This is a genomic window from Bradyrhizobium sp. Ken51, from assembly GCF_055807435.1.
Map to the genome: position 1 here is coordinate 47899 of NZ_JBVVPB010000022.1, position 22155 is coordinate 70053.

22 protein-coding genes and 1 pseudogene are annotated in these 22155 nt (G+C 60.4%); 9 read left to right on the forward strand and 14 right to left on the reverse strand.

The genetic code is table 11. The annotated features are described in order from the left end of the window. Positions 1–639 precede the first annotated feature (639 nt). Positions 640–762, reverse strand: a complete 123-nt coding sequence (locus tag AC0L27_RS29550) for a hypothetical protein (RefSeq protein WP_473321274.1) — start codon at positions 760–762, stop codon at positions 640–642. A 1050-nt stretch (positions 763–1812) separates the two neighbouring features. Here AC0L27_RS29550 and AC0L27_RS29555 point away from each other — a divergent pair. Continuing rightward, a complete protein-coding gene (locus tag AC0L27_RS29555; RefSeq protein WP_028141266.1) occupies positions 1813–2358 on the forward strand; it encodes a carboxymuconolactone decarboxylase family protein in 546 nt (181 codons plus the stop codon). 43 nt (positions 2359–2401) lie between these two features. Then, positions 2402–2764, forward strand: a complete 363-nt coding sequence (locus AC0L27_RS29560; protein WP_009859355.1) for a DUF488 domain-containing protein — start codon at positions 2402–2404, stop codon at positions 2762–2764. Between the two features lie 137 nt (positions 2765–2901). Here the strand turns inward: AC0L27_RS29560 and AC0L27_RS29565 are convergent, their stop codons facing one another. The 3 genes from AC0L27_RS29565 to AC0L27_RS29575 form a co-directional block, all read right to left on the reverse strand. Continuing rightward, positions 2902–3024, reverse strand: a complete 123-nt coding sequence (locus tag AC0L27_RS29565; protein WP_473321277.1) for a hypothetical protein — start codon at positions 3022–3024, stop codon at positions 2902–2904. 637 nt (positions 3025–3661) lie between these two features. After that, the gene (locus tag AC0L27_RS29570) at positions 3662–4348 is read right to left on the reverse strand and encodes an antibiotic biosynthesis monooxygenase family protein (protein ID WP_473321279.1); all 687 of its coding nucleotides are present in this window, start codon (positions 4346–4348) and stop codon (positions 3662–3664) included. Positions 4349–4735: 387 nt separating this feature from the next. Beyond that, positions 4736–5188 carry a DUF1003 domain-containing protein gene (locus AC0L27_RS29575; RefSeq protein WP_473321282.1) on the reverse strand — a complete coding sequence of 151 codons (453 nt, stop codon included), beginning with the start codon at positions 5186–5188 and terminating at the stop codon, positions 4736–4738. A 1542-nt stretch (positions 5189–6730) separates the two neighbouring features. On the opposite strand from AC0L27_RS29575, the gene AC0L27_RS29580 reads away from it, so the two are divergent. The 4 genes and pseudogenes from AC0L27_RS29580 to AC0L27_RS29595 form a co-directional block, all read left to right on the forward strand. Continuing rightward, positions 6731–7120: a hypothetical protein gene (locus AC0L27_RS29580; protein ID WP_473321283.1), complete on the forward strand. Its 390-nt coding sequence runs from the start codon at positions 6731–6733 to the stop codon at positions 7118–7120. A gap of 16 nt (positions 7121–7136) precedes the next feature. Beyond that, positions 7137–7358 (forward strand): peptide-methionine (R)-S-oxide reductase, encoded by a 222-nt coding sequence (locus AC0L27_RS29585; protein WP_473321285.1) that lies wholly within the window; start codon positions 7137–7139, stop codon positions 7356–7358. Positions 7359–7406: 48 nt separating this feature from the next. Beyond that, entirely contained in the window at positions 7407–7919 is a 513-nt protein-coding gene (gene msrA / locus AC0L27_RS29590) for a peptide-methionine (S)-S-oxide reductase MsrA (protein ID WP_473321288.1), read from the forward strand. Positions 7920–8973: 1054 nt separating this feature from the next. After that, positions 8974–9230, forward strand: a pseudogene (locus AC0L27_RS29595) (IS3 family transposase); the annotation flags it as partial. A gap of 246 nt (positions 9231–9476) precedes the next feature. Here the strand turns inward: AC0L27_RS29595 and AC0L27_RS29600 are convergent. The 3 genes from AC0L27_RS29600 to AC0L27_RS29610 are packed head-to-tail and all read right to left on the reverse strand — an operon-like array spanning position 9477 to position 11914. Further along, on the reverse strand, positions 9477–10610 hold the full coding sequence (locus AC0L27_RS29600; protein ID WP_473321290.1) for a hypothetical protein: 1134 nt from the start codon (positions 10608–10610) through the stop codon (positions 9477–9479). A 48-nt stretch (positions 10611–10658) separates the two neighbouring features. Then, positions 10659–11228 (reverse strand): cytochrome P460 family protein, encoded by a 570-nt coding sequence (locus AC0L27_RS29605; protein WP_473321292.1) that lies wholly within the window; start codon positions 11226–11228, stop codon positions 10659–10661. A gap of 11 nt (positions 11229–11239) precedes the next feature. Further along, positions 11240–11914 carry a cytochrome P460 family protein gene (locus AC0L27_RS29610; protein WP_085385711.1) on the reverse strand — a complete coding sequence of 225 codons (675 nt, stop codon included), beginning with the start codon at positions 11912–11914 and terminating at the stop codon, positions 11240–11242. Positions 11915–13000: 1086 nt separating this feature from the next. On the opposite strand from AC0L27_RS29610, the gene hemA reads away from it, so the two are divergent. The 3 genes from hemA (at position 13001) to ccmB (ending at position 16261) form a co-directional block, all read left to right on the forward strand. After that, on the forward strand, positions 13001–14359 hold the full coding sequence (gene hemA, locus AC0L27_RS29615; protein ID WP_473321294.1) for a 5-aminolevulinate synthase: 1359 nt from the start codon (positions 13001–13003) through the stop codon (positions 14357–14359). A gap of 482 nt (positions 14360–14841) precedes the next feature. Then, on the forward strand, positions 14842–15468 hold the full coding sequence (gene ccmA / locus AC0L27_RS29620) for a heme ABC exporter ATP-binding protein CcmA (RefSeq protein ID WP_473321296.1): 627 nt from the start codon (positions 14842–14844) through the stop codon (positions 15466–15468). A 130-nt stretch (positions 15469–15598) separates the two neighbouring features. Beyond that, positions 15599–16261: a heme exporter protein CcmB gene (gene ccmB, locus AC0L27_RS29625; RefSeq protein ID WP_028141256.1), complete on the forward strand. Its 663-nt coding sequence runs from the start codon at positions 15599–15601 to the stop codon at positions 16259–16261. 97 nt (positions 16262–16358) lie between these two features. Here ccmB and AC0L27_RS29630 read toward each other — a convergent pair whose 3' ends face one another. The 7 genes from AC0L27_RS29630 to AC0L27_RS29660 all read right to left on the reverse strand — a co-directional run bounded on the left by AC0L27_RS29630 (position 16359) and on the right by AC0L27_RS29660 (position 22145). Further along, the gene (locus tag AC0L27_RS29630; RefSeq protein ID WP_473321299.1) at positions 16359–16835 is read right to left on the reverse strand and encodes a cytochrome c-type biogenesis protein; all 477 of its coding nucleotides are present in this window, start codon (positions 16833–16835) and stop codon (positions 16359–16361) included. Further along, positions 16832–18832, reverse strand: a complete 2001-nt coding sequence (locus tag AC0L27_RS29635; RefSeq protein ID WP_473321300.1) for a heme lyase CcmF/NrfE family subunit — start codon at positions 18830–18832, stop codon at positions 16832–16834. The genes AC0L27_RS29630 and AC0L27_RS29635 overlap by 4 nt, the downstream gene beginning before the upstream one ends. Next, positions 18829–19326 (reverse strand): cytochrome c maturation protein CcmE, encoded by a 498-nt coding sequence (ccmE, locus tag AC0L27_RS29640; RefSeq protein WP_473321302.1) that lies wholly within the window; start codon positions 19324–19326, stop codon positions 18829–18831. Before ccmE ends, AC0L27_RS29635 begins: the two co-directional genes overlap by 4 nt. A gap of 3 nt (positions 19327–19329) precedes the next feature. Beyond that, positions 19330–20439, reverse strand: a complete 1110-nt coding sequence (gene ccmI / locus AC0L27_RS29645) for a c-type cytochrome biogenesis protein CcmI (RefSeq protein ID WP_473321349.1) — start codon at positions 20437–20439, stop codon at positions 19330–19332. A 151-nt stretch (positions 20440–20590) separates the two neighbouring features. After that, positions 20591–21172 carry a DsbE family thiol:disulfide interchange protein gene (locus AC0L27_RS29650; protein WP_473321303.1) on the reverse strand — a complete coding sequence of 194 codons (582 nt, stop codon included), beginning with the start codon at positions 21170–21172 and terminating at the stop codon, positions 20591–20593. A 38-nt stretch (positions 21173–21210) separates the two neighbouring features. After that, positions 21211–21366: a heme exporter protein CcmD gene (gene ccmD, locus AC0L27_RS29655; RefSeq protein WP_063615308.1), complete on the reverse strand. Its 156-nt coding sequence runs from the start codon at positions 21364–21366 to the stop codon at positions 21211–21213. A 5-nt stretch (positions 21367–21371) separates the two neighbouring features. Beyond that, positions 21372–22145 carry a heme ABC transporter permease gene (locus tag AC0L27_RS29660; RefSeq protein WP_473321305.1) on the reverse strand — a complete coding sequence of 258 codons (774 nt, stop codon included), beginning with the start codon at positions 22143–22145 and terminating at the stop codon, positions 21372–21374. Positions 22146–22155 lie beyond the last annotated feature (10 nt).

The following is a 22155-nucleotide window of genomic DNA, read 5'->3' on the forward strand; positions in this document are numbered from 1 at the left end:
GGTCTCGAGGAGCTTGCTGCATCTGCTTTTGATACTCACCACGCATTGGCGAAGCGGCGCTATGTATGACTGAACCGCCGAGCATGCTGACTTCGATGCGACTTCTTGCCGTTTGCCGCACCTACGACGCGGACCGCCTTTGGATCGCCAACGGCACTTGCGATCATCGCGTATCAGCGTGTCTTGGCGAAGTGAAGCACTAGCAGTGCCTTCCAGATGCCCTTCTGGAATGCGGAGCCGACGAGTTCGAGGCTCGATGTGGAAGGACCTCCGTGTGACCGCCGAGAAATGGCTGAGCTGGTCCTCCGCGCGCTCAAGGATCGGGTGGTCAACAGCCTCCAAGAGTTCGCCAAGGCGCACGCGCTTTAGATCGAAGTGTTCCAAGGCCACTGCTAAGGTTTTGTGGCTCATGAGTTTGAGGGGGTCCCCCGGTGCTTCAACAGCTTTATAGAAAAACGTCACGTCGACCTCCGCTAGACTGACCGCGCCGTGTCAGCGTTGCGGCTTTTCGGACGGGCCGTTGCTGTTTCGTACGCACGCGGTAGTCCTTCAAGCTTTGGGTATATTGAGAAGACGACTTCGAAGGCGTGAAGTGCACTTCAGGCTTTGGCGGGCGCACGATGTTTCCATGAAACTCGGTCATTCCGTTTCGCTGTCGAGCTTGTCGAAGCATGCGAATAGCGGCTCGCTGGAAACGTCGATGTAGAGACCAGACTTCCTGTTGTCCCAGTATTCGTTGGAGAAGGGAACGCTCGGTCCCATCAGTCTGCGTCTCGCGATACTGCTCGGAGTCAACTTCGAGACCGCTTCGGCGGTTTTCCTGTAGGTCGGCATCCGCCGTACTCCGTGGTGTGCTACATTGAAGATATGTATCGGGTCGTCGACCGTCCAATCACCTCCAGCTATCGAAACGATGCCATAAGTTTGCGCGAGCGGTCGCCGGCGGCGACAGCGTCTGCTTCAATCCCGGCTGAGGTCGGGTTAGGCTCTTTGCGTCCTGCGAAGTACCGGCCGAGAAGGTTGTCGCGTTTGTTCTCGGGCATGTCCCCCGGTCTCACCGCGGGTTTAGGAAAGGCTGCGCGGTTTCGTGCGACGTCTGCGCACCGCCCGCGCAGCGAGCGCGGGGGTCAATTCGCCCCCTGATGCTCTGAAGGATCATTCCGAGCCCGGTGCCAGAGCCATCAAAGCGGTGACCGAGGCGAGCGCCGCCGCGGTCCATATCACGTGCCGGCATGCCTGAACAACAGTAACGGATGCAAAGGGCTGACGCGCAGTACAGGATCGGCAATGGCGGGGCCGACGACGGTGCCGCCGTCATGTTGATGGACTAGCCCAACCGCCGGCGTCTCGAGATCTAAAGCGCTCGCGGAATTGAGAGAGTTGAAACACGACGCCGATCTGGCGCGGCGCGTCGCGTCACTTGGCAACAGCGAAGGTTGGTCACGGGGTGTTGCTGCGGCTTAAAGTGCCCGCAGCACATCACCCCGCTTGCGCGAGCTCGAGCAAGCGCTCGATCCGGTCAGGTACTGCATCTTAGACTGGAAGGCGAGATGGGGGCGTTCAGAGCCGCCGGTTCCACCCCGGTCAGCGCGGCGAGCAGCTGAGCACGAAGTCTGGGACTGCGAGATCAGTGCCCGATCGGCGCTCGGCCGATGACCTGCCGTTATGGACTGCATGATCAACAAGCATGAGCGCCGCGGTGCGACGCGTCCTAGTCTTCGAGGCAGTCCGGTCGCTACCGGTAGCTGAAACGTCGGCGTTGGTTGCTTCGTCACCAACCGAATAATCGTTGGCGGTCTAATGGAGGATCAAATGCCACGCATTTCCATTCCGAAACGCGAGGACGCTCCGGTGGGCTCCAAGCCGATCCTCGACAACGTCGAAAAGATGCTGGGCTTCGTGCCCAACCTGCACCGCCTCATGTCGATCAGCCCGAACGTGCTCTCCGGCTGGGCTACCCTGATGGCATCACTTGCGAAGACGCTGGACATCAAGACGAGAGACGGAATCGCGCTGGCGGTGTCTGAGGCGGACGGGTGCGACTACTGCCTGGCCGCGCACAGCTTTATGGCGGGCAATCTAGCCAAAATCCCAGCGGACGAAATCGAGTTGAACAGGGAGGGCCGCTCAACCGATCCCAAGCGCCAGGCTGCGGTCGCCTTCGCGAAAGCGCTCATCGAGACGCGCGGCAAAGTTTCCGACGCCCAGTTTACGGCCGTCAGGGATGCGGGGTGGACAGACGCCAACATCGTCGAGATGATCGCGCTGACTGCTCAGTTCTTGTTGACGAACTTCATCAACAATGCGGTGCAGACCCCGATCGATTTTCCCGAGGTCAGTCCCGCGAAGGCGACCTAATGCGAGTTGCCCTCCTTTACGGAGGAGAGGACTGGAGAAACCAATGTCTCGACACTCCTGTCGCCTTGGTGTTAAACGAGTGTACGAGCTGCCCGAGGGCTCGGACGGCACGAGGGTGCTCGTCGATCGCATTTGGCCGCGCGGACTCACGAAGGAGCATGCCAGCGTGGACGTGTGGCTGAAGGACATCGCTCCGAGCGGCGGCCTCAGGACCTGGTTTGGTCATGACCGGAACCGGTGGCGCGAGTTTCACAAGCGATACTTCGAGGAGCTCCGCGCCAATCGCGCCGCAGTCGAGCACCTGACAAATCTTGCATTGACGGGCAAAGTCACGCTGCTCTTCGGCGCGCACGATACCAAGCGCAACAACGCCGTAGTGCTCGCGGACTATCTCGCGGCCCGCTAATCGGGAGCGATGTACGGAATCGGAAGCTCGCTCAAGTCGTCATAGCTTGCCGCCGGCCCGATGCCGACGTTATCGTTAGCGCGGATGTCGGCGCAAGGCCCAGCGTCCGCCGGCGAAACACATGTTCGCAGCCTGCATCAGTTGTGCGCGGCCTCGTCGCCAAGCGTTCCTTCGAGCTTGATGGAGCGCTCGAAGCAGTCGCAGCCGCGATTCCCGACATGGTGGTACGACGCGGCTACTGCGACGTCGGATAGCGGCATTTTCCGCCTTCGCGCCTGCAGCCGTGTGGTCATCGCCGAGCATGCGGCGAGCGAAGCACCTAGCAACTCGTCGGGGCCGCCCCCCCGGTGCCGCCCCTGCTGTCGGGCCCGCGATTGAGAACACCGATGCGCCGGCAGGCCGTTAAGCGTGCCAGCGTCGTCAGGTCTCCGGCCACCTCAGGCTGTGGCGGAGAGGTCCATCATCGTTCGAATTCGTCATCGTGCTTTCCTTTCAGAGTTTGACTTGGGTCTTAGCTGGCGAGCCAGAGCAGGTCAGTGCACGATCGGTTTACACGGACCGTTCCGCGCGCCTCCGGCTCACGCTCGCTGACGACGAGAGCACGTTAGCCCTGATCACCACTGGACGACAGAAGGACGCTTCGAGAGAGTGCCCAATCCAGCGCAACGAGGCCGCTATGATGTTCGAGCGGAACACGATGAGGAGCCAGACGAGCGACGCGTTAGCAGAACCCGGATTTCAGCGATGCCTCGGCCTACCCGTCCTCATTTCGGCGGGTCTCCTTGATCGTGTTCGCCGCTGTCACCTCGCGAGAGCGACGCTGGCTGCTCCGCGGCTCGCGACTTCGCCGACGCACGGTCTAATTCGTAGCAGGGCGGCCTTCACGACGGAGCGGTCTCAGGCGTAGAGGGTCTTACCGCCCTGGGCCTCTGCATAGTACTGAGGTGCCTCGCGACGGTCGTATTTGCCGTAATCGCGTACGATCCGCACTGTCCGAACCCGTGCCGTCTCATTCGGCGCGTAAGCGTCCTCGTAGGCCCGCGCTGCACCGGCGTCCTTCCAGATTATGAGCAGAATCAGGTCGCCGGGCGTAAGTACGGCCTCGAAGATGTCCCAGGACGTGGTGTCGGGAGCCCACGGGTTCAGGCCGAGCCACTCGGCGCAATCGTACGGGTTGTCGGTTTGCTTCCACTCCCCGGGGCGAGTCGCGTTGATAAGCGTCACCGTCGTTCCCACCCCGACTTCGGTCTCATCGAGCCTTTGCTCAGTGACTGCGTACCCCGTCGGCACCTGATTGTCGGCAGTGATCTGGCCGACGCGCAGGTGATAGTCCGCTAGGATTTCCTCGCGCCCCTTCTGCTGAACCTCATGATGACGCCGGCGGGAGCGCCAGCGGACAAGCGACTTCTCGTCCCGCCAGTTTGAAAGCGAAAGGATCCAGCCCTCGCGAATCAGGCTCTTGTATCGGATATTGTCGACGAAGCCATCGACCTGCTCCAGCTCGGGGTGCAGCCTCTTGGCGTTGTCGAAATAGTCATCCAGGCTCTCTTTGTTGGGGAGCATCTCAAAAATCACTGAAAACATACTCGTACCTCGCTCCTAGAGTGCTGCGACGCAGTCGATTTTCGACGTAGAATTGCCCGGTCGATCGAGGATCTAAGCACGGCAGTGTAGCCGTTGGCCCCATCAGCCGCACGGAAACATGCTGTCCCTTGGTGGAGCCGGACGTTTCGGATACGGATGCGAAAGAAGCTCTTCATAGCGGCGTCCTCCGGGATCTCGACCATCGCGCAGCTCTGCCATCGCCCGGGTTGCGAGAACCGCTTCAGTCATTCGCGTATGGCTGCTCTCTGCGGGCGAGAGCCGCGTAAGCCCGCTAAGCGGCCGTGCGCCGGATGAGCAAGGTACCATTATGCAATTCCGCGCGGCGAATGAAAAATGACATCACGCCATGAAGTCGATAGTCGCTGGTTATGACCGCCCTCCGCCTTCCGCATCGGACTCGCGTGCACCGGACGCCGGCTCCTCCAACAGCACGGTCAGCATCCTGACTGCCTCCGTTAGCTTGAGGATTTCACGCTCGCGCGGTTGGTCGATCTTCTCATGCAACAACTCTATCTCGAGCTCCGCCTTCACGTTGATCCGGTACTCGTTCTCCGCCGCCTCGCGATCGATGTCCTGCTGCCGGTTGTGGCTCATCATGATGACGGGCGCGGCGTAGGCCGCCTGGCACGAAAGCGCGAGATTGAGAAGAGTGAGCGGGTAAGGATCCGAGCGCCTGATCGCGCCCACCAGGTTGGCCGATGCCCAGATGCACAGGATAACGCTCTGGACGATGATAAAGGTCCACGGTCCCATGACCGCGGCGACCGCGTCCGCTATCCGTTGCCCTGGAGTCAGGAGCGCAACCGTCGGTGGGTTCATCCATATCCTGAAGCCGACGTGAGCGGCGCGTTCGTCTGAGGTCGACGAGCAGGGTTTGCTCGGCCGGCTCCATGCCTCCGAGACGTCCCGCCTTGTCTTCCACGCAGCTAGCACACCTTCCGCTCGACCGCGAGGTCGACGCGGCCAGGCAACTGCCACGCTCTGATCGCGTTTGGTGAGCCGTGGAGCTTCGTGGCGGTCTCCGCGAGGGCGCTCCCCGGTACCTGGCGCCGACAGCCGACGTCCTCCCCGAGCGAGACGATCAGCTCGGATGCAGAGGCAACAGGCCGCACTCCCAACCGGCACTGGAGAAGTTTGCCGGCGTGCCCCGCGTCGAGCGAACAGTGTGAGTGACGAGAGTCGATCGTTTATCTCTCGAGGCGCTCGTGGCGAGCTACACGAAATCAGAAGCGAGCGCGAAGGCCGTCAGGATCACGATGGAGCGCGGCGGTGACCGCCACTTCACCGCAGACGGGAGCGATCCTAAGTCGCCGTGCCCGGCTGAAGCGAAAAACGTCAACTGCGGTCTCGAGTGCAGCTTTCCATGCGTTTCAACTCTCCTCGGCGGGTCGATGCTCTCCGCTCCCTGGGGAGATGCCCGAGAACAAACTCGCCTGGCTGGTATTTCGCAGGACGCAAAGAGCCTCACCCGACCTCGGCCGGTAAAGGGTTGAAGCTGACGACGTCGCCGCCGGCGACCGCTCGCGCGAACGGGCTGGATTCGCTTTCCGTAAAGACTTCCGCCCGGTGACGCCGTACCGCAGTCCCTGGTACACGCCTTCGCCGTAGCCCGATTCAAAGTCCTGTTGCAGCAGTCTCGGACCCGCCTCCTAGGACCTTGCAGATTGAAACACCTCCAATGTCGATCCTCATGGCATCGTTTCGATAGCCGGAGGTGATTGGACGGACGACGACCCGGTACATATCTTCAATGTAGCACACCACGGAGTACGGCGAATGCCGACCTACAGGAACAACCCCGAAGCGGTCTCGAAGTTGACTGCCGAGCAGTATCGCGAGACGCAGACTGATCGGATCGAGCGCTCCCTTCTGGAACAAATCCTGGGACAACAGGTAGTCTGGTCTCTGCGTCGACGTTTCCAGCGAGCCGCTCTTCGCATGCTTCGACGAGCTCGACAGCGAAACGGGATGACCGAGATTCACGGAAAGCGCGAGCGCCCGCCAAAGCCCGAAGTGAACTTCACGCCCTTGAAGTCGTCTTGTGCCCATTGCGTACGCCGTTTCTTGGTCGACGCGAAAGCGGAATGCAAGCAGCGGTCCTGACTTCACTCTACCAGAACGTCGGCTTTTTCCGCTCGCTTCTGCACTATCCCGGTGAGTCGTTCTTGAGTATGGCCGAGTGATTGGATGGTTGACACACCCAAGACTGACTCCACCCCGACGGCCCCAATCCAAAGGAGCCGGTTTTGGGAACCCCGGATGAAGGGGACCGTAGTGTCGAGTGTTACCCCCGAAGAGAACTGCGGTCCTCTCATTTCGGCTTGTTACCTGATCGTCAGGTGCGTGCTCGCGAGCGCCCTAATGTTGACGATGAACCTGCCATCTTCCAACGGCCATGATGCAATGCACTCGGAGCTGAACCCGTGGTTTGCGAAGCTCCGTAGTAAGTCTGGCCCCTGCTGTGATGGCTCCGACGCCCTACATCTGCGGGATGTCGAATGGACCACTCAAAACAAGAAGGAAAGCCATTACAGGGTTATGGTGCCCAAGACCGCCGACCTCTACAGATCCGCCTCCAACGGTCAGGACATGAAGAAGGGCGATACCGAGTGGGTTGATGTTCCCGACGATGCCCTCATTACCGAGCCGAACTTGGACCATAGCACGTTGGTATGGGTGTGGTACAGCTCCGGTTTTCAGATGACCGACCAACCGCACATTCGCTGCTTCATGCCGGGAGCGCTGACATGACCGGCGATGTTCATGATTGCGCCGCGCTCGAAATGAAACGCGGCATCTCGAGGCCGCAAGTGTCCTCGAGAGCGGTGACAGCTCGCAGGCATACACGGAGACAGAGGTCCGCTCCAAGCACGGAGACAGCCACCTCGGCCATGTTTTACCTGACGGGGGCCTTGCCAAAAGGAAGGCTGAGATACTGCGTCAACTCGGCCCCCCTTCGCGTAATCCACCGCGACCAATTGGGGTGTGAGCGATCCGGCAAGTACGTGAGGTTCTTTGCAAAGCAGGAGGCCTGAAAATGGCAGGGACTACAGAACGCGCGATCCTGGCAGGCGGTTGCTTCTGGGGGATACAGCAGCTGGTGCGGCGCCTGCCCGGTGTGATCTCAACGCGGGTCGGCTACTCCGGCGGCGACGTCGAGAATGCCACGTACCGCCACCACGGCACACACGCGGAAGCGATCGAGATCAGGTTCGATTCGAGTCAGACTAGCTTCCGCGACCTGCTTGAGTTCTTCTTCCAGATCCACGATCCGACGACTCTCAACCGGCAGGGAAACGACCAGGGTGCAAGCTACAGGTCGGCGATTTTCTACATAAACGAGGATCAGCACCGCGTTGCACAGGAGACCATCGCCGACGTCGAGGCCTCAGGGCTGTGGCCGGGCAAAGTGGTGACCGAGCTTTCGCCCGCTGGCGATTTCTGGGAGGCGGAGCCAGAGCACCAGGATTACCTGGAACGCTATCCGAACGGCTACACTTGCCATCGTGTTCGTCCACAATGGAAGCTGCCGCGCAAGAACGCCGCCTGACGGGCGATTGCGTTGTCGGTGGCATGCGGCGCGCGCGCAGCCCCGCGGCGGGTGTGTCGTAAGCGTTTGCAAAGTGCTCTCGCCGCTCCCGCGAGGTCGCTCAGAACGCGACAAGGTGGTGAGGTTTGGACGGCCGGGGAAGGCCTCAGATTCTCGGCCCTGGATCACTCCATGACATTTGGCGTGCGCGAGTCTATGCGCGTTGAATGGCCGATTTGAATTCATCGTGAGGACTTGCAACTGCCTTTGCGGATCCGTTCCAATCGGCGCTCGTGCTCAGGTGGCCTTGAGCGGTTCTAGCGATAGTCCGGCACACGAACGAGTAGGACGGAGAACCGATTTCCGTCGCGGGCGCAACGGACGCAGTCGATGACCGATGCGGGCTCTGCGAAACTGGCACCTCACATACGCGACCTGCTTTTTGTGGCGATTGCTCTCGCTGATCTGACGGACTACGGCCATTCGATGAGCGGTTCACATTCCTGTTCAATGCCTAGTACGAGACACTGAGGCGCGGCTGCAGCGTCCTCGGCGCGGCATGATCACGCGGGCCGGCAATGGACGAAGTCTAAGCGCGCGCATGTCGACCCGAGCGTCGCTAACTTGGTTGCTCCCGGGCCGGGGAGGTCGCTGAGCTGATCGAGCTCGGATGTAACATGAGCAGCCTAAGGGCTGGTCGGGCCGCGTAAGTGGCAGACCCCGAACGGCCAGCACGGGACGATGACGCTGAAGTCTCAACTGGTCGATCCGACCCGTCCGTCGTGCACGTCAGCTACTTCGAGGCTCATGCGCTTGCCAGGTGCTGTGGAAATCGGCTGCGGAGCCAGAGCGCAAAGGGTCGAGATGGACGGCACCCTAGCCCAAATCCGCGTCCCTACCGAAAGCTGGGATGCAGCAGATGTTCGACGACGTCTGAGAGTGGATGCCCGTTCTCGCTTTACACGCGCCTCGGCGTGGTTGGTGAGTAAAATTAGGCTTTTTTGCGGGGCCGCTCTTGCGTGACGGCGCGGGGCCATGGCCGCGCGTAATGCACAGAAAAGCGCGAGACGGCAACAAGGAAGCGAACACGATGCTGAAGCGGCTTTTGGCTGACGCCATGTTGACAATGCGGCACTGAAGGATCTCCTGGGAGGAAATGGTGACACTCGCGGGGAAGTGGAAAGCTGTCGCTCATCTGGTGGATGCTCACGGGATGAACGAACGGCGGGCGTGTAAAGCGGCTGCTGCCGCATGACCAAGAGATATCAGACAACCCAGGCTGACGCTGCTAACCGCCGCCAGCGCCTAAGGGCGATTGCTCACGAACGCCGCCTGCACTCGCAGCTCGGATGGAGAACCCGTCCGAGTTCGCCATGACCTGCCGCCCGCGCCAGGATCTGGCGCTGCGCTACCCGAAAGGCTCCGCGCCAGCTCCCGTCGCTCGCACCGCCCAACCGGGCAAATCCGCCGGCAAGAGCGAACTCAAAACTGAAAAAACTTGGGGGCAACGTCAAGGGCAGAGCGGCGACGCGAGACGCGCCGCTGCCGCAGGGAAGCGGCAGTTATGTGGGCAAGAGGTTATTCATCGGTGAAGCCTACGACCGGACAATTCACCAAATTCCCCGTCGTCTTCACGGGCCCGCCCGCAGGACTCACCAGCAAACCTGACGCACTTTTTGCTTCGAGATCGTCGCCGTCAGTGATCAGTTTCCGTTGATCCTTCGAGATAGCCTCCTGGGTCCATTCGGCGAGTCGTACGTCCCACATCGGAGAGTATCCGGCGCTGATCTCCTTGAAGTGCGCGAGGATGTCGAGCGAGGGGCCCTCTCCGTTGATGGCACTGTCGAGCCCCTGGCGGTTCGGATCGTTCTCACCCATCTTGCCGTTCACAATCGTATAGATCACCTCAATCGCGCCGCTCTGAAGAATATCGCTTTCCGCAGGCGCGAAGGTGGACGACTCGAGGGTCGCCGACTCCTCGGAGTTTGCGTCAAAACTAAGATAACGCAGGTGTTTGCCGTTTGCGAAGCCAGACCGGAGTTTCAAGTCAACGGTACCTTTGTCAGGACAGATGCTCGCCACGGAGTCCGTCACGACAGAGTAATCAGGACTGCCGTTGCAGAATGCGAGTTTCGCGGGCTCGACATTAAAAGCGATGACTGGAGCGTTGAAGACAATGTCCTTGCGATTAGCCACCCGAGCCAATGGGCTGTAGTGCACATCCCCGACAGATCCGGCTCGGGCCGTCCTAGGCGGGAAAAAATGGGGCGCCTCCCCCCCCACCAACGTTTGTGACGGTGAGAAATCGACCCGGCCCGATTTGAACGTGAAGTTACCCGACTCATCCATTTCCGCAACCCGTGTGCTCGTCAAGTCTTTTGCCTTGGCGAGACTCGGCGCCCATGTGAGCCCCATGTCTTTCGAAGTAGTGTAGTCACTTACGTCGGTAAGCACGAACCAAACAGTTTCTCCCGAGGCAAGACGGCCGCGATGGAGCGGCAGGCTCACCACCTCCCGTACAAGGTCCACTTTGCCCGACGTGAGGAATTGCTTTGTGATTTTTTTGTAGGTTACCGGACCGGCTGCTAGACTCCCTTGGGGTGCCGAAAACGACAGAAGAAAGATCATCATCGATCCACAAATGCATCTGCTGAACTTTTTACTGTGCTTCATGACCCTACCTTTTTCTGCATCCAGTCTGGTATTACCCACGCATCTAGTCTTACCCACGACATCCAAGCGGACGTGGCTAACGATCCGTCACTTCTTTAGTCCGGGATAGCCATGGACATAGATCCAGTCAGTCTCCTTGGCTGGGATGTGGCAGCCCAGGCAATCTGAGCGAAAGTTCGTTGAGGTCGTTTTCACGGGATCGCCCGCGTCGAACCAAGACCAGCCCCAGCCGTTGCCCCACAACTTATTATCGGGATGGCTGTTCTTACTGTCCTTCACCATCATGAACCAACCTTTGAGAAGTTCCTGATGGCTGACCGTTCCAGTCGTCATATCCGAAGTGGCCGCGTCGTAAACCTCCTTCACCAGGATCGAACCTTGGGGAAATGCGCCCGTTGTGCGATAGCTTGCCGCAGTTCCGGGCGAAGCGTAGACGACGTGAATTTGCTTAGCGCCTTTGTCACCTGCGACAGACCAACTCCCAAGGAATTCGTAGGTGGTTCGGTAGTTCTTCGGGATATGCATGTTGCCTGCCGCATCAACAAGTTGTTCCTGCGCAGGGGCGGGCTGGCTGGCTACGGGCTGTGAAACAAGACACCCGACCGTAACTACGATGAAGGACGCGGACGCCACGGCCGCACTTCTGAGAAATGTCATCACAGGGTTTCCTACTTTGTAATCGAAGGATTCTGGCTGGGCGGCATTTTTTTAGAAGAGTTCTGGCCAGGCGGCACCGGCACCTGGTCGAGCAACACGTAGAACTGCGTCCATACGTCATCCCGTTTCGCACTCGCAATGTGGCAATAGGCGCATTCCTCGATTGGCCGGACTTTCGCGGTGGCTGCCTTGGGTTCATGGTGGTTGAAGTTGTAGTAGCCCCAGCCGTCGGTTGCCTTATATCTCTCGCTGTCCTTGACCGTCACATCCGCGCCGTTGAAGGCGCCCGGGAAGAATCCTTTCCCAGATGGCTCAGTTCTCGAACCGTCCGGATGAGTGGCGGGCAGCATGAGCTGCAGTTCTTTCACGAAGATTGTTCCTTCGGGGAAGACACCAGTTTTCTTGTAGATATCGTAAGAACCAGGCTCGATATAGACGTTGTGAAATTCAGGGAAGTTTGCTTGAGGGGGGTTTAAGAAGTTTGGCGTCAGTGGCGAACCGACATAAACCCATTCGTGGAAGTTCTTTGGCAGAACAAGCTCTCCATCTTTGGTGTATTCAGGAAGATACCGGCCGGTGGCGTGCCAATCGTCGGGCGGTGGTAGCTGTGGTTGCTGTGCGAAGACTGCGGTTGCTATAGCGCTAGCACCGAGGACGGCAGATAGTGCTAATACTGTGCGTCTCATGATCTCTCTCCTCTGACCAGCTGTAATGTCACCGAATGCTGTAGTGGCGGCATTCGTGCGCAGGCGGTCTCATCAACTACGCACAAGTCAGATTAAACGTGCGTGCCTGTGTGCGAAAGCAACGAAAGGGCATGCAATTGATACCCGTCGGGAATGATGTCCGCTCGAGCTATCTACGTTCGGCGATAACGAGCGTTTCGCCCGCGCAACGCACGCCGAAATCATTAAATCACCGGCGTGACAATGGATTGCTTGGAGAGAATGCGGCTTGGGCAATCTAATCCGCGCGATTGTTATATCACCGCGAAGCGTACGGCCTTGTGATCCATCGTCCAAAGCACTTCGTTTCGAGTCGGCCTGGTAGCGTGGCCGGCCCGAACTGTTTCGCGCTTCCTGTTCAGCTCAAGAGCCTGCTTTTGCAAAGCATGCCTTGCATGCTCACCGCCAGTTGGCCGGCGAGCCCCACCTTGGTCTTGCTTATGCTGGCGATCCGCACCGGCCCAGCTCTTCAGTTGTGAACAGCCCTTGAGCGGCTTGGTAGCATGGTCCAAAGCGGCAGCTGATTGTTTCACCGCGCGCCGCCGCCAGAAGGATACGACACGTTGGTCGGCAGGCGCGGAGTGACTCTCTCGATCGGTCAACGCCAGCGCCTCGCTGTCGCCCGCGCGATCGTGAACGGCGGCTTCCACGCTCGACTCGGGAACGAGCGAGTTGGAGTAGGCGCTGATCGCACAACGACTGACGCACCACGATCCTGGTTGCTCATCGGCTTGCCACCATACAAAGGGCGGACCATACCGTCGTCATGGAAAGGGCCGCATCGTAGAACAGGTATGCATTCGGACCTCACGCAAGGAACGTGTCTACGCTCTGCAATTCAGCCGCTGTCACGGAGAGGACGGCAAAGCCGCCTCGCTGATAGTTGCACCAGAACGGGCGTGCGGTTTTCCGAAATGGACGCAGGCGGGCCAGTTGTAAGCTGGCTCAGGCGGCACCCGACCATAACCGGACCTCATGCAAACTATAACTAATACGAGTGCGAATGCGTGATGAGCTACGGTCGACGGACGGTCAGGAGAGATTGAGATGGACGATCTGGACGTACCAGCGAGTTGGCAAGCAAGGCATCGGCCACACGGAAACGTCAGTAGCAGACTTTTGTGTGTGGACGTAGTGCCGGGGGAAAGAGCATTGACGCCGCCCAGCGGGACGTCCGCTACGGACGATCACAATTGTGCGGCCGAAGCTTACGAGCGTCATTTCCACGGCTGTCTTGAGCGCCTGCACGGGGAGCAACGTTATCGCGTCTTCGCCGACATCGAACGGATCTCCGGCCGCTTCCCAGCCGCCAAATGGCGCCGGTCTGACGGAACTGTTAGGGAAATCACGGTTTGGTGCTCGAATGACTATCTCGGTATGGGACAGCACCCGGAAGTCGTGAGTGCACTGACCGCAGCAGCTCACCGCTGCGGCGCAGGAGCGGGTGGAACGCGCAACATCGCCGGCAATAATTCCCCCCTGGTTGATTTGGAGGGCGAGCTCGCTGATCTGCATGGCAAGGAAGCGAGCCTCGTCTTTACCTCCGGGTACGTATCGAATCAGGCCAGCATCTCGACGATCGGTAAGCTGATCCCAGGCTGCGTGGTCTTATCTGATGCAGATAACCACAATTCGATTATCGAAGGCGTCCGCCAATCAAATTGCGAAAAGCGGATTTTCCGGCACAACGATCTCGGTCACCTTGAGTCGTTGCTGCGCGAGGCAGGGGACCGCCCCAAGCTTGTCGTGTTCGAGTCCGTATACTCGATGGATGGCGATGTGGCGCCGATCGGCGCCATCTGCGACCTCGCGGACCGGTATGGCGCGATGACCTACCTCGATGAGGTTCACGCGGTTGGCCTCTATGGCGGTCACGGTGCCGGGATCAGCGAGCGTGATGGCGTGATGCACCGCGTGACCGTGATCGAGGGTACCCTCGCCAAGGGATTCGGCTGCGTTGGCGGCTATATCGCGGCGTCGCGGTCGATCTGCGACGCGGTGCGCAGCTTCGCGCCCGGATTCATCTTCACGACGGCACTCCCTCCACCAATTGCCGCTGCAGCCCGTGCGTCCGTTCGTTACCTGAAGCACTCGTCCGCCGAGCGCGAAGCACACCAACGGCAAGCCGCTGCAACGAAGCGGGCGCTCAAAGCCGCCGGGCTTCCGGTCTTCCCGACCGACACCCACATCGTGCCTGTGATTGTCGGCGATGCGGAATTGTGTAAGGCGGCAGCCGATCGTCTTCTAGAGCGCCACGCCATTTACATCCAGCCGATCAACTATCCGACCGTTCCCCGTGGGACCGAGCGTCTCCGCATCACGCCCTCGCCATGTCACGGCGATAACCACATAGCGGAACTGGCAGCTGCGCTCGCGGAAACTTGGGAGACCCTCTCTCTTGCCTGAGAGCCGTGCTTGGGAGCGCCCCCTTCGCAACCCCCTCCCCCAACGTTGTGCATCGGAGGGGCATCGGCTACCCGGCGGGCGCGGACCGCGCTGGGAAGGCCTCGCGCCTCCCACGTTGCGGCCGGGGCAGCCAAGTTGGGACGACGGACCAGCCAAAGAAGGCCGTTTGAGGAGAGACCCGCCCCGTTTCGACACGCTTTCGGTTAAAAGATGTGATGCGACCCAATCCACCCCTTCTATCACGCTGCTACGTTGCATGGGTCATCGCGTGGCAGATCTTGCTGCTTACGATCACAATAGGGCTCGCATTCTTCTAGTGGGCAGCCTCGAAGAATTGACCTTCGTCATCCTGTTGGGCGGTTCTCCCCAACGGCGCCGCCCCTCGTTCGAACATGCTGATCCAGAATCGTTCATTTCGATAAGCCCTCCAACCCGGAGTTCGAAAGCGATCCGAGCGAGACAACGGGCAACCGGAAATAAAAATGGATATCACGCAGCGGTGTCATCTCTTGATCGAGGATCTGTCCGTCGCGCGCGGCGAGCGCGTGGTGTTAGGTGGAGTGTATTTGCAACTGGGCTCGGGCCAACTTGCCGAAGTGACGGGTCCCAATGGCGTCGGCAAATCCACTCTTTTGCGCGCTATCGCCGGTTTCTTGCCATTGGGATCTGGTCGCATGTCACTGGTGGAGTCCGAAGCCATGGATTCAGCGCCCGTGGCAGAGCGCCTCCACTACGTGGGTCATCTCGACGGGCTGAAATCAGCGTTGACCGCCCGCGAAAACCTCGAGATCGGCCTGGGAATTTTGGGCCGAGGTCGGCTAACCCCGTTAGACGCGCTGGAGCGTCTGGAGTTAGCCCACGTTGTCGATCTGCCCGTTGGCTATCTCTCCGCGGGGCAGCGTCGCCGTGTCGCATTGGCCCGGCTCCTGGTTGCCGATCGCCCTCTATGGCTGCTCGACGAGCCGCTAACAGCGCTAGACCGGCACGCACGAGCCTTGCTCAAGACTATTGTCGCGGACCATCTCGGAAGCGGAGGATTGATGCTCGCCGCCACCCACGAACCACTCGGTCTGCCGGGGACAATCCAAGTCAGGCTCGGAGCCAGGTGAGTGTCTTCCCGCTGAGGCGCGGCCGGCATCCTTATAGCCAACTGTCTCAAGGTCGGGAGAGAAGAGGTCACGCCGCTTTTCTGATTTCCCCGGAACGGTCTCGACGCAATGGCGACGCCGGATGGGGGCCATGATCCGTATTCTCCTCGTCGTTTTTCTTCGCGACGTCACGCTGGCGCGTCGCATCGGCGGAGGCGGAGTTCTTGGCCTGGTCTTCTTCCTCAGTCTCGTAACTGTGGTGCCTTTCGCGATTGGACCCGACCTGCGCTTGCTGTCGCGCATCGGTCCAGCCATTCTGTGGATAGCGGCGCTCCTCGCGAGTCTATTGGGCCTTGACCGTCTGTTCCAGGCGGATCACGAGGACGGTTCGCTGGACCAGATGTTGCTGTCGCCGACGCCGCTAGAACTCATTGTTCTGGTGAAGTGCATGGCCCACTGGTTTGTTACAGGGCTACCGCTCGTTCTGCTCTCGCCGTTGTTTGGCCTGATGTTGGACTTGGACGGCTCGGCGCTCTGGGCGGTAGCAGCGACCTTGTTGGTGGGTACGCCAACTTTCACCTTCCTGGGAGCGATCGGTGCAGCGCTTACCGTCACGCTGCGGCGGGGTGGTCTTCTGCTTTCGATCCTCGTTGTACCGCTAGCCGTACCAGTGCTGATCTTCGGTGTCTCCGCGGCGCAGAGTGGCACAGCGCCCGTTCTGACACCGTTCCTGGTACTCTGCGCTCTGGGACTTGCATCCATCGCCCTCGCCCCAATCGCTGCAGCCGCGGCACTTCGCGGGGCGGGAGAATGACAAGCGCCTGCAGCGGAAGGGTTTGCTTGTGAGCGCGCCGTCGCGGAACGACTCCGCACGCTTCCCAAGCTAAGACGACTTGATCATCGGGCAATGCCTATAGCGGAGTATCCGCGTCTAACAAGGCCGCGAGCCGATCTCGCTCGGCTTGGCTCAGGGGCGCCCCCGGCGTAGGCTGCAGGCGTCGCAATCTGAACAGGAGAGCGATCCCGCCCGCTGCGAGCACCAAAGCCGGCATTCCCCAGAGGAAGGTGGTTTCCAAGTCGAGCGGTGGTCTCAGCAGGATAAACTTCCCATAACGCTTCACCAGAAAGTCGCGGACCTGCTCGTCGCTCTCGCCGACGTTAAGGCGTTCGCGCACCAGCAGTCGGAGATCCCGCGCGAACTCTGCTTTCGAATCGTCGATCGACTGGTTTTGGCAGACCAGGCAGCGCAGTCCGGCGGAAATATCGCGCGCGCGCGCCTCAAGGTTCGGGTTGGGCAGGACCTCGTCTGGCTGCACCGCCCTGGCCAAGCCAGGCGCGAGGCCTGCGGACACGATCGAAAGCAGAAGAATGCGACGAAGCGGAGTCATTCGGCGGCCTGCGGCGCTGCTGCGGGGTTAGCTGCGGCGCGGACGCGAACCGCGCGGCGCGCGAAGCCGATTCTGAGGCGTCTATCAGACAACGACACGATCCCTCCAAACGCCATGATGACGCCGCCTATCCAGATGGCCGTCACAAACGGCTTCCAAAACATGCGCGCATCGATCGAACCATCCGCGTGCTGGTCCCCAAGCGAAATGTAGATCTGGCCAAAACCCAGCGTCACGATGCCTGCCTCGCTGACGGTAGTCTGTCGTACGGGAAAACTGCGCTTGGCGGGCTCGACGGTGGCCACGGCCGCGCCGCCCCGGCTTATGACCGTGTAGGCCAGGACTTCGGAGTAGTTCGGGCCCTGTCGCGATTGTAGATTTTCGATAGTCGCTTGATAAGGCCCGAGATCGATCCCCTGGCCTAGCTTGACGGTCGCGATCCGCTCCACGCCCCAACCGGTCGCCGCCAAGCCCATAAGTGTCACGCCAAGGCCAGCGTGAGCGATAGCAGCACCCCAGGCGGAGCGCGGCAGCCCGACCGCGCGGGCCAGAATCACTCGAATGGGCTGCCCACGTGCCCAGATACGCGACATCACATCGGCGAACGAACCGACTATGAGGTAGACGGCGAGGCCGAGGCCAACCGTGGCGAGGACGGGGCCGCCTCGGATGACGGCAACGAGCACAAGTGCGCCCACGAGGCCCCCCAAGGCTGCAACCGTCGCCCGCTGCGCCGCGCCGAGCAGGTCGCCACGCTTCCAGGCGAGCGACTGACCGATCGGCATCAGCAGAACGATCAACGCTAGTAGCGGACCGAGGGTCAAATTGAAAAACGGTGCACCGACCGAAATCTTGTCCCCGGTCAGAGCCTCAAGCGCGAGCGGATAGAGCGTGCCGGTCAGGACCGTAGCGCAGCAGGCGGTGAGCAGCAGGTTGTTGACTGCGAGCGCGCTCTCGCGTGAAACGGGCGCGAACAGACCACGTTGGCTCAGGGAAGGCGCACGCCAAGCATAAAGCGCGAGGGAACCGCCGATGAACGTGCTCAGGATGATCAGGATGAAGACGCCGCGCGTCGGGTCGCTGGCAAACGAATGAACGGAGGTCAGCACACCTGAACGCACCAGGAAGGTGCCGAGCAGCGATAGCGAGAATGTAAGTATCGCCAGGAACAGTGTCCAGATCTTGAGGGCTTCGCGTTTCTCCATAACGGCGGCCGAATGCAGGAGCGCAGTACCCGCAAGCCAGGGCATGAGTGATGCGTTTTCGACCGGATCCCAGAACCAGAACCCGCCCCAGCCGAGGGTGTAATAGGCCCAGTACGAGCCCATGGCTATGCCAAGCGTTAGAAAGATCCAGGCAATCAGAATCCAAGGCCGAACGTAGCGGGCCCAAGCGGCGTCCAACCGTCCGCTGATCAGCGCCGCCACCGCGAACGAGAACACGATCGAGGAGCCGACATAACCGAGGTAGAGGAGCGGTGGGTGTATTGCAAGGCCCGCATCTTGAAGCAGCGGATTGAGATCCTGGCCTTCAAAGGGCGCCGGAAACCGTCGAACGAAGGGATCGGAGGTGAACAGGATGAAGCAGAGGAAGGCAAGGGAGATCCAGCCTTGGACCGTTAGTGTATTGGCGCGCAATTCCTTTGCCATGCCGCGCCCGAGAATCGCAACTGCCGCTCCGAAGGCCGCGAGGATCAGAACCCAAAGCAGCATGGATCCTTCGTGATTGCCCCAGACGCCGGCGAGTTTGTACACGAGTGGTTTGGTCGTGAGCGAGTTCTCGGCGACTGTCACGAGACTGAAGTCGGACACCACATGAGCGTAAGTCAGGGCCGCGAAGGCATAGCCCAACAGCAGGAACTGGGTGATTGCAGCTGGGACCGCAATGGAAGTCAGCTCAGAATCGCCACTGCGGGTCCCCCAGAGCGGCAGAACTGACTGAAGCAGCGCGACGGCGAGAGCCAGAGCGAGCGCGTAATGTCCGGTTTCGACGATCATCCTTTCGGTCCGTCCCGTTGTGGTGTTTCGTGGAAAGCCGCGCTATTGCGCCCACGCGCATTTTCGTTCCGCCAAATGCCTGATTGCTTGAGTTTGTCGGCTACGTCCCTGGGCATGTATCGCTCGTCGTGTTTGGCGAACACGGTATCCGCATGAAAGGCGCCCGGTCCCTCCACCGTGCCCTCGGCCACGACGCCTTGTCCTTCACGGAAGAGATCCGGCAGCAATCCGGTGTAGCTGACCTGGATGTCGTACTTCAGGTCGGTCACCGCGAAGACGACAGTCGACGATCCACCATAGGTAAGTGAGCCACGTTTCACCAGGCCACCGATGCGCAGACGGGTTCCTCGCGGCGGCGCCTTTTCGGCCATCTCGGTCGGCCCGTAGAAGAAGACGATGCTGTCACGCAACGCAAACAGGATGAGCCCAACCGCGATGGCCAAGGTGAAGCCTGCTGCGCTGATGATAGCGATGCGCCTGCCCTTTCTGGTCAAAGTCTACCTCTTCAAACCTAGCTGACTGACGAGTTCATCGATGCGCTCTGGCGCTTGCGCATCTTCTGCTAACTGGGCGCGCGCACTTGCGACGGCCGCCTCGGCTTTCTGGCGTTCACCCAATACGACGTAGGACCTAATCAGTTGCAGCCATCCCTGAAGGTCATGGCCATCCTTCGAAAGCTTCTCGGCCAGTCCTCGCACCATCCCGCGGATCGCGTCTCTCCGCTGCTCCGGTGGAAGCGCCGCGATTTCAGTCCGGCTTCGGCCGGCTTCCGCTTTTGATTGAGTTGGCCTAGAAGACTTATCCAGGTGTTGGCGGACGGCATCCATCCACGGGGCGCCGGCTGGCGTATCGGCCTTCAGCGCCTCCCAAAGTTGTCTCGCCCGATCTGTGTCGCCATCTTGCTCTACTGCGAGCGCATGGAAGAATCGGGCCAGAGGCTGTTTGGGATCATCCACGAGTGCTTGGTCAATGGCACCGCGTGCTTCTGCAGTCACAACGCCGTCGGCAGCCATCGTCAGCGCCTGCCCAAGAGACGCACGCTCCTCCGCATTTTCGCCGAGCAGCCGTAGCGCCGCCCTATACGCATGCGCCGCATCCTGAAACCTTCCCATGCGCAGGTAAATTGGCGCAACAACCTGGAATCCGCGGCCATCATTGGGGTCGCCCTTCAGACGCGTCTCGACTTCGGAAATCGCGGCAGCGAGAGTGAAGTCCTCACCCGTGCGCCTCGATGCGATCGGCATATCAGGCTGGTTGGGAGCGCCGACCTTGAGATAAGACGCGAGAGCGACGAGTGGCAGCACTAGGGCGATCGCCAAGGCCGCGGCAGTGCGTCTCGGCTGCCAGCGCGGCCACGCATGCGGCCGGCTCTCCGACGCGGAGTCGAGTGATGCAAGCAGCCGGCGCCCGATCTCGGCACGCGTGGCCATGGCATCCTCGGGCCCTACGAGTCCGCAGCGGACGTCATCATCCGCCTCGGCCAGAAGGCCGCGATAGAAGGCCACGTCGGAATCGTGACCGCCAAAGCTCTCACGCCGCTCGGAGAGCGGCCGGGCCAGCGCCAGCACGATTGCAAAGGTCATCATTGCGAAGACGGCCCAGAGCACGTTCAAGGCCTCCGTCCGTTTTCGCCAATCCGTAACGCACCACGTTTTCGGGCATCCGGCGCGCTTGAAAATCGGACTGCTTCTATGTGTGCCGCTCCCATGGTCCGATCGGCCACTCCCGAATGATGTAAATGGACTTGCAACGCAGTCGTCATGGACGCTCTGCCCCGGCAATTGCCGCCATCAAAGCAGGTCGACTTGCGTCCGAGATGCCTCCAACCAGCTTGTAGGCGATTGTGCCATCCCCCTTGACCACATAGGTCTCGGGGACGCCATAGACGCCGAAATCGATGCCCGTTCGGCCGGACCGGTCAATGCCGACTTGTGCGAAGGGGTTCCCATTCGCGGCGAGATAGGCTAGCGCGTTTCTGGGATCGTCTTTGTAGACGATGCCGGTAAGCGTCACCCCCTGTCGCTGCAGCATCCGGTCGCTCGCCAACGCCATCAGAGCCCCTTGTTCTTCCCTGCACTCGATACACCATGATGCGAACACGTTCACAATTGTCACGTGCCCCTTCCGCAGATCGGCGCCCGACAAGCCGGGTGGACCAGGCGTGCGAAGCCCCTCGAGCGGCTCCAGCGCAAACTGCGGTGCCGGCTTGCCGATCACAGCGGAGGGCACGAGTGACGGGTCTCCGGCGCCGAGCCGCACCAGGAGTAACGCCGCAATTCCGAAGAAAACTAGAAGCGGGATAATCACCCACAGGCGGGCCAGTGCGCGGCGACGGGCCATGGCGCTCGAGCGGAGGTGAATCGAAGTTCGGATGTTGCTCATACGCGGCCGCGCGGATCGGAGTGACGAAGTTGCAGACGACGCAAGGTACGGCGCTGAACGCGATAGTCGATGAGGACCGCCGCGATCATCCCGGCAAGCATGGTGCCCGTCACCAGAAAAGTCGCTGTGATGAACCCGCTATGCTGCATCATTCTGCTCAGGACGCCATTTCGACAGGCAGCATGCAAGCCATCGCAGGTTCGCCCGCAGCCGCCATGGTGATCGCAAGCCGCCGGATTCGGCGTCGCATGACTTCGTTACGGACGGCCATTACCTGGAGAGTCACGAACAAAAGCGTGTATGCGAGCGCCATCACAATTAGCGGCCATAACATCGTGCCAACAATCGCCGAGCCCTCCATCCGAAGTACCGATGCCGGCTGGTGAAGAGTGTTCCACCAATCAACCGAAAACTTCACGATTGGGATGTTGATGAACCCAACCAAGGTCATGATCGAAACTGCTCGTGCCGCCCTGTTCGGGTCCTCGATCGTCTGCCAGAGCGCGATCAGACCGAGATAGATCAGAAACAGAACCAACACGGAGGTGAGCCGGGCGTCCCAAACCCAATATGCGCCCCACATCGGTTTACCCCAGAGGGAGCCTGTGACGAGGCAGATAAAGGTGAAAGCCGCGCCAAGCGGCGCAGCCGCCTTTTGTGCTGCATCGGAAAGTGGATGACGCCAAACTAAGGATCCGAGCGCAAATACCGCCATGAACGTGTAGGCAAGCATCGCTGTCCACGCGGCAGGAACGTGGATGTACATGATGCGCACCGTCTCGCCTTGCTGGTAGTCGGGTGGCGCGGCGAATGTTCCAAGCAGACCAACTGCGAAGGCGAACGCCGTCGAACCCCAAAGCCAAGGCAGCAGCCTCGCGGCGATACGCACGAAATTACCAGGATTGCTGTACGCAGTGAAGTTCAGAGTCAAATTCCGATCT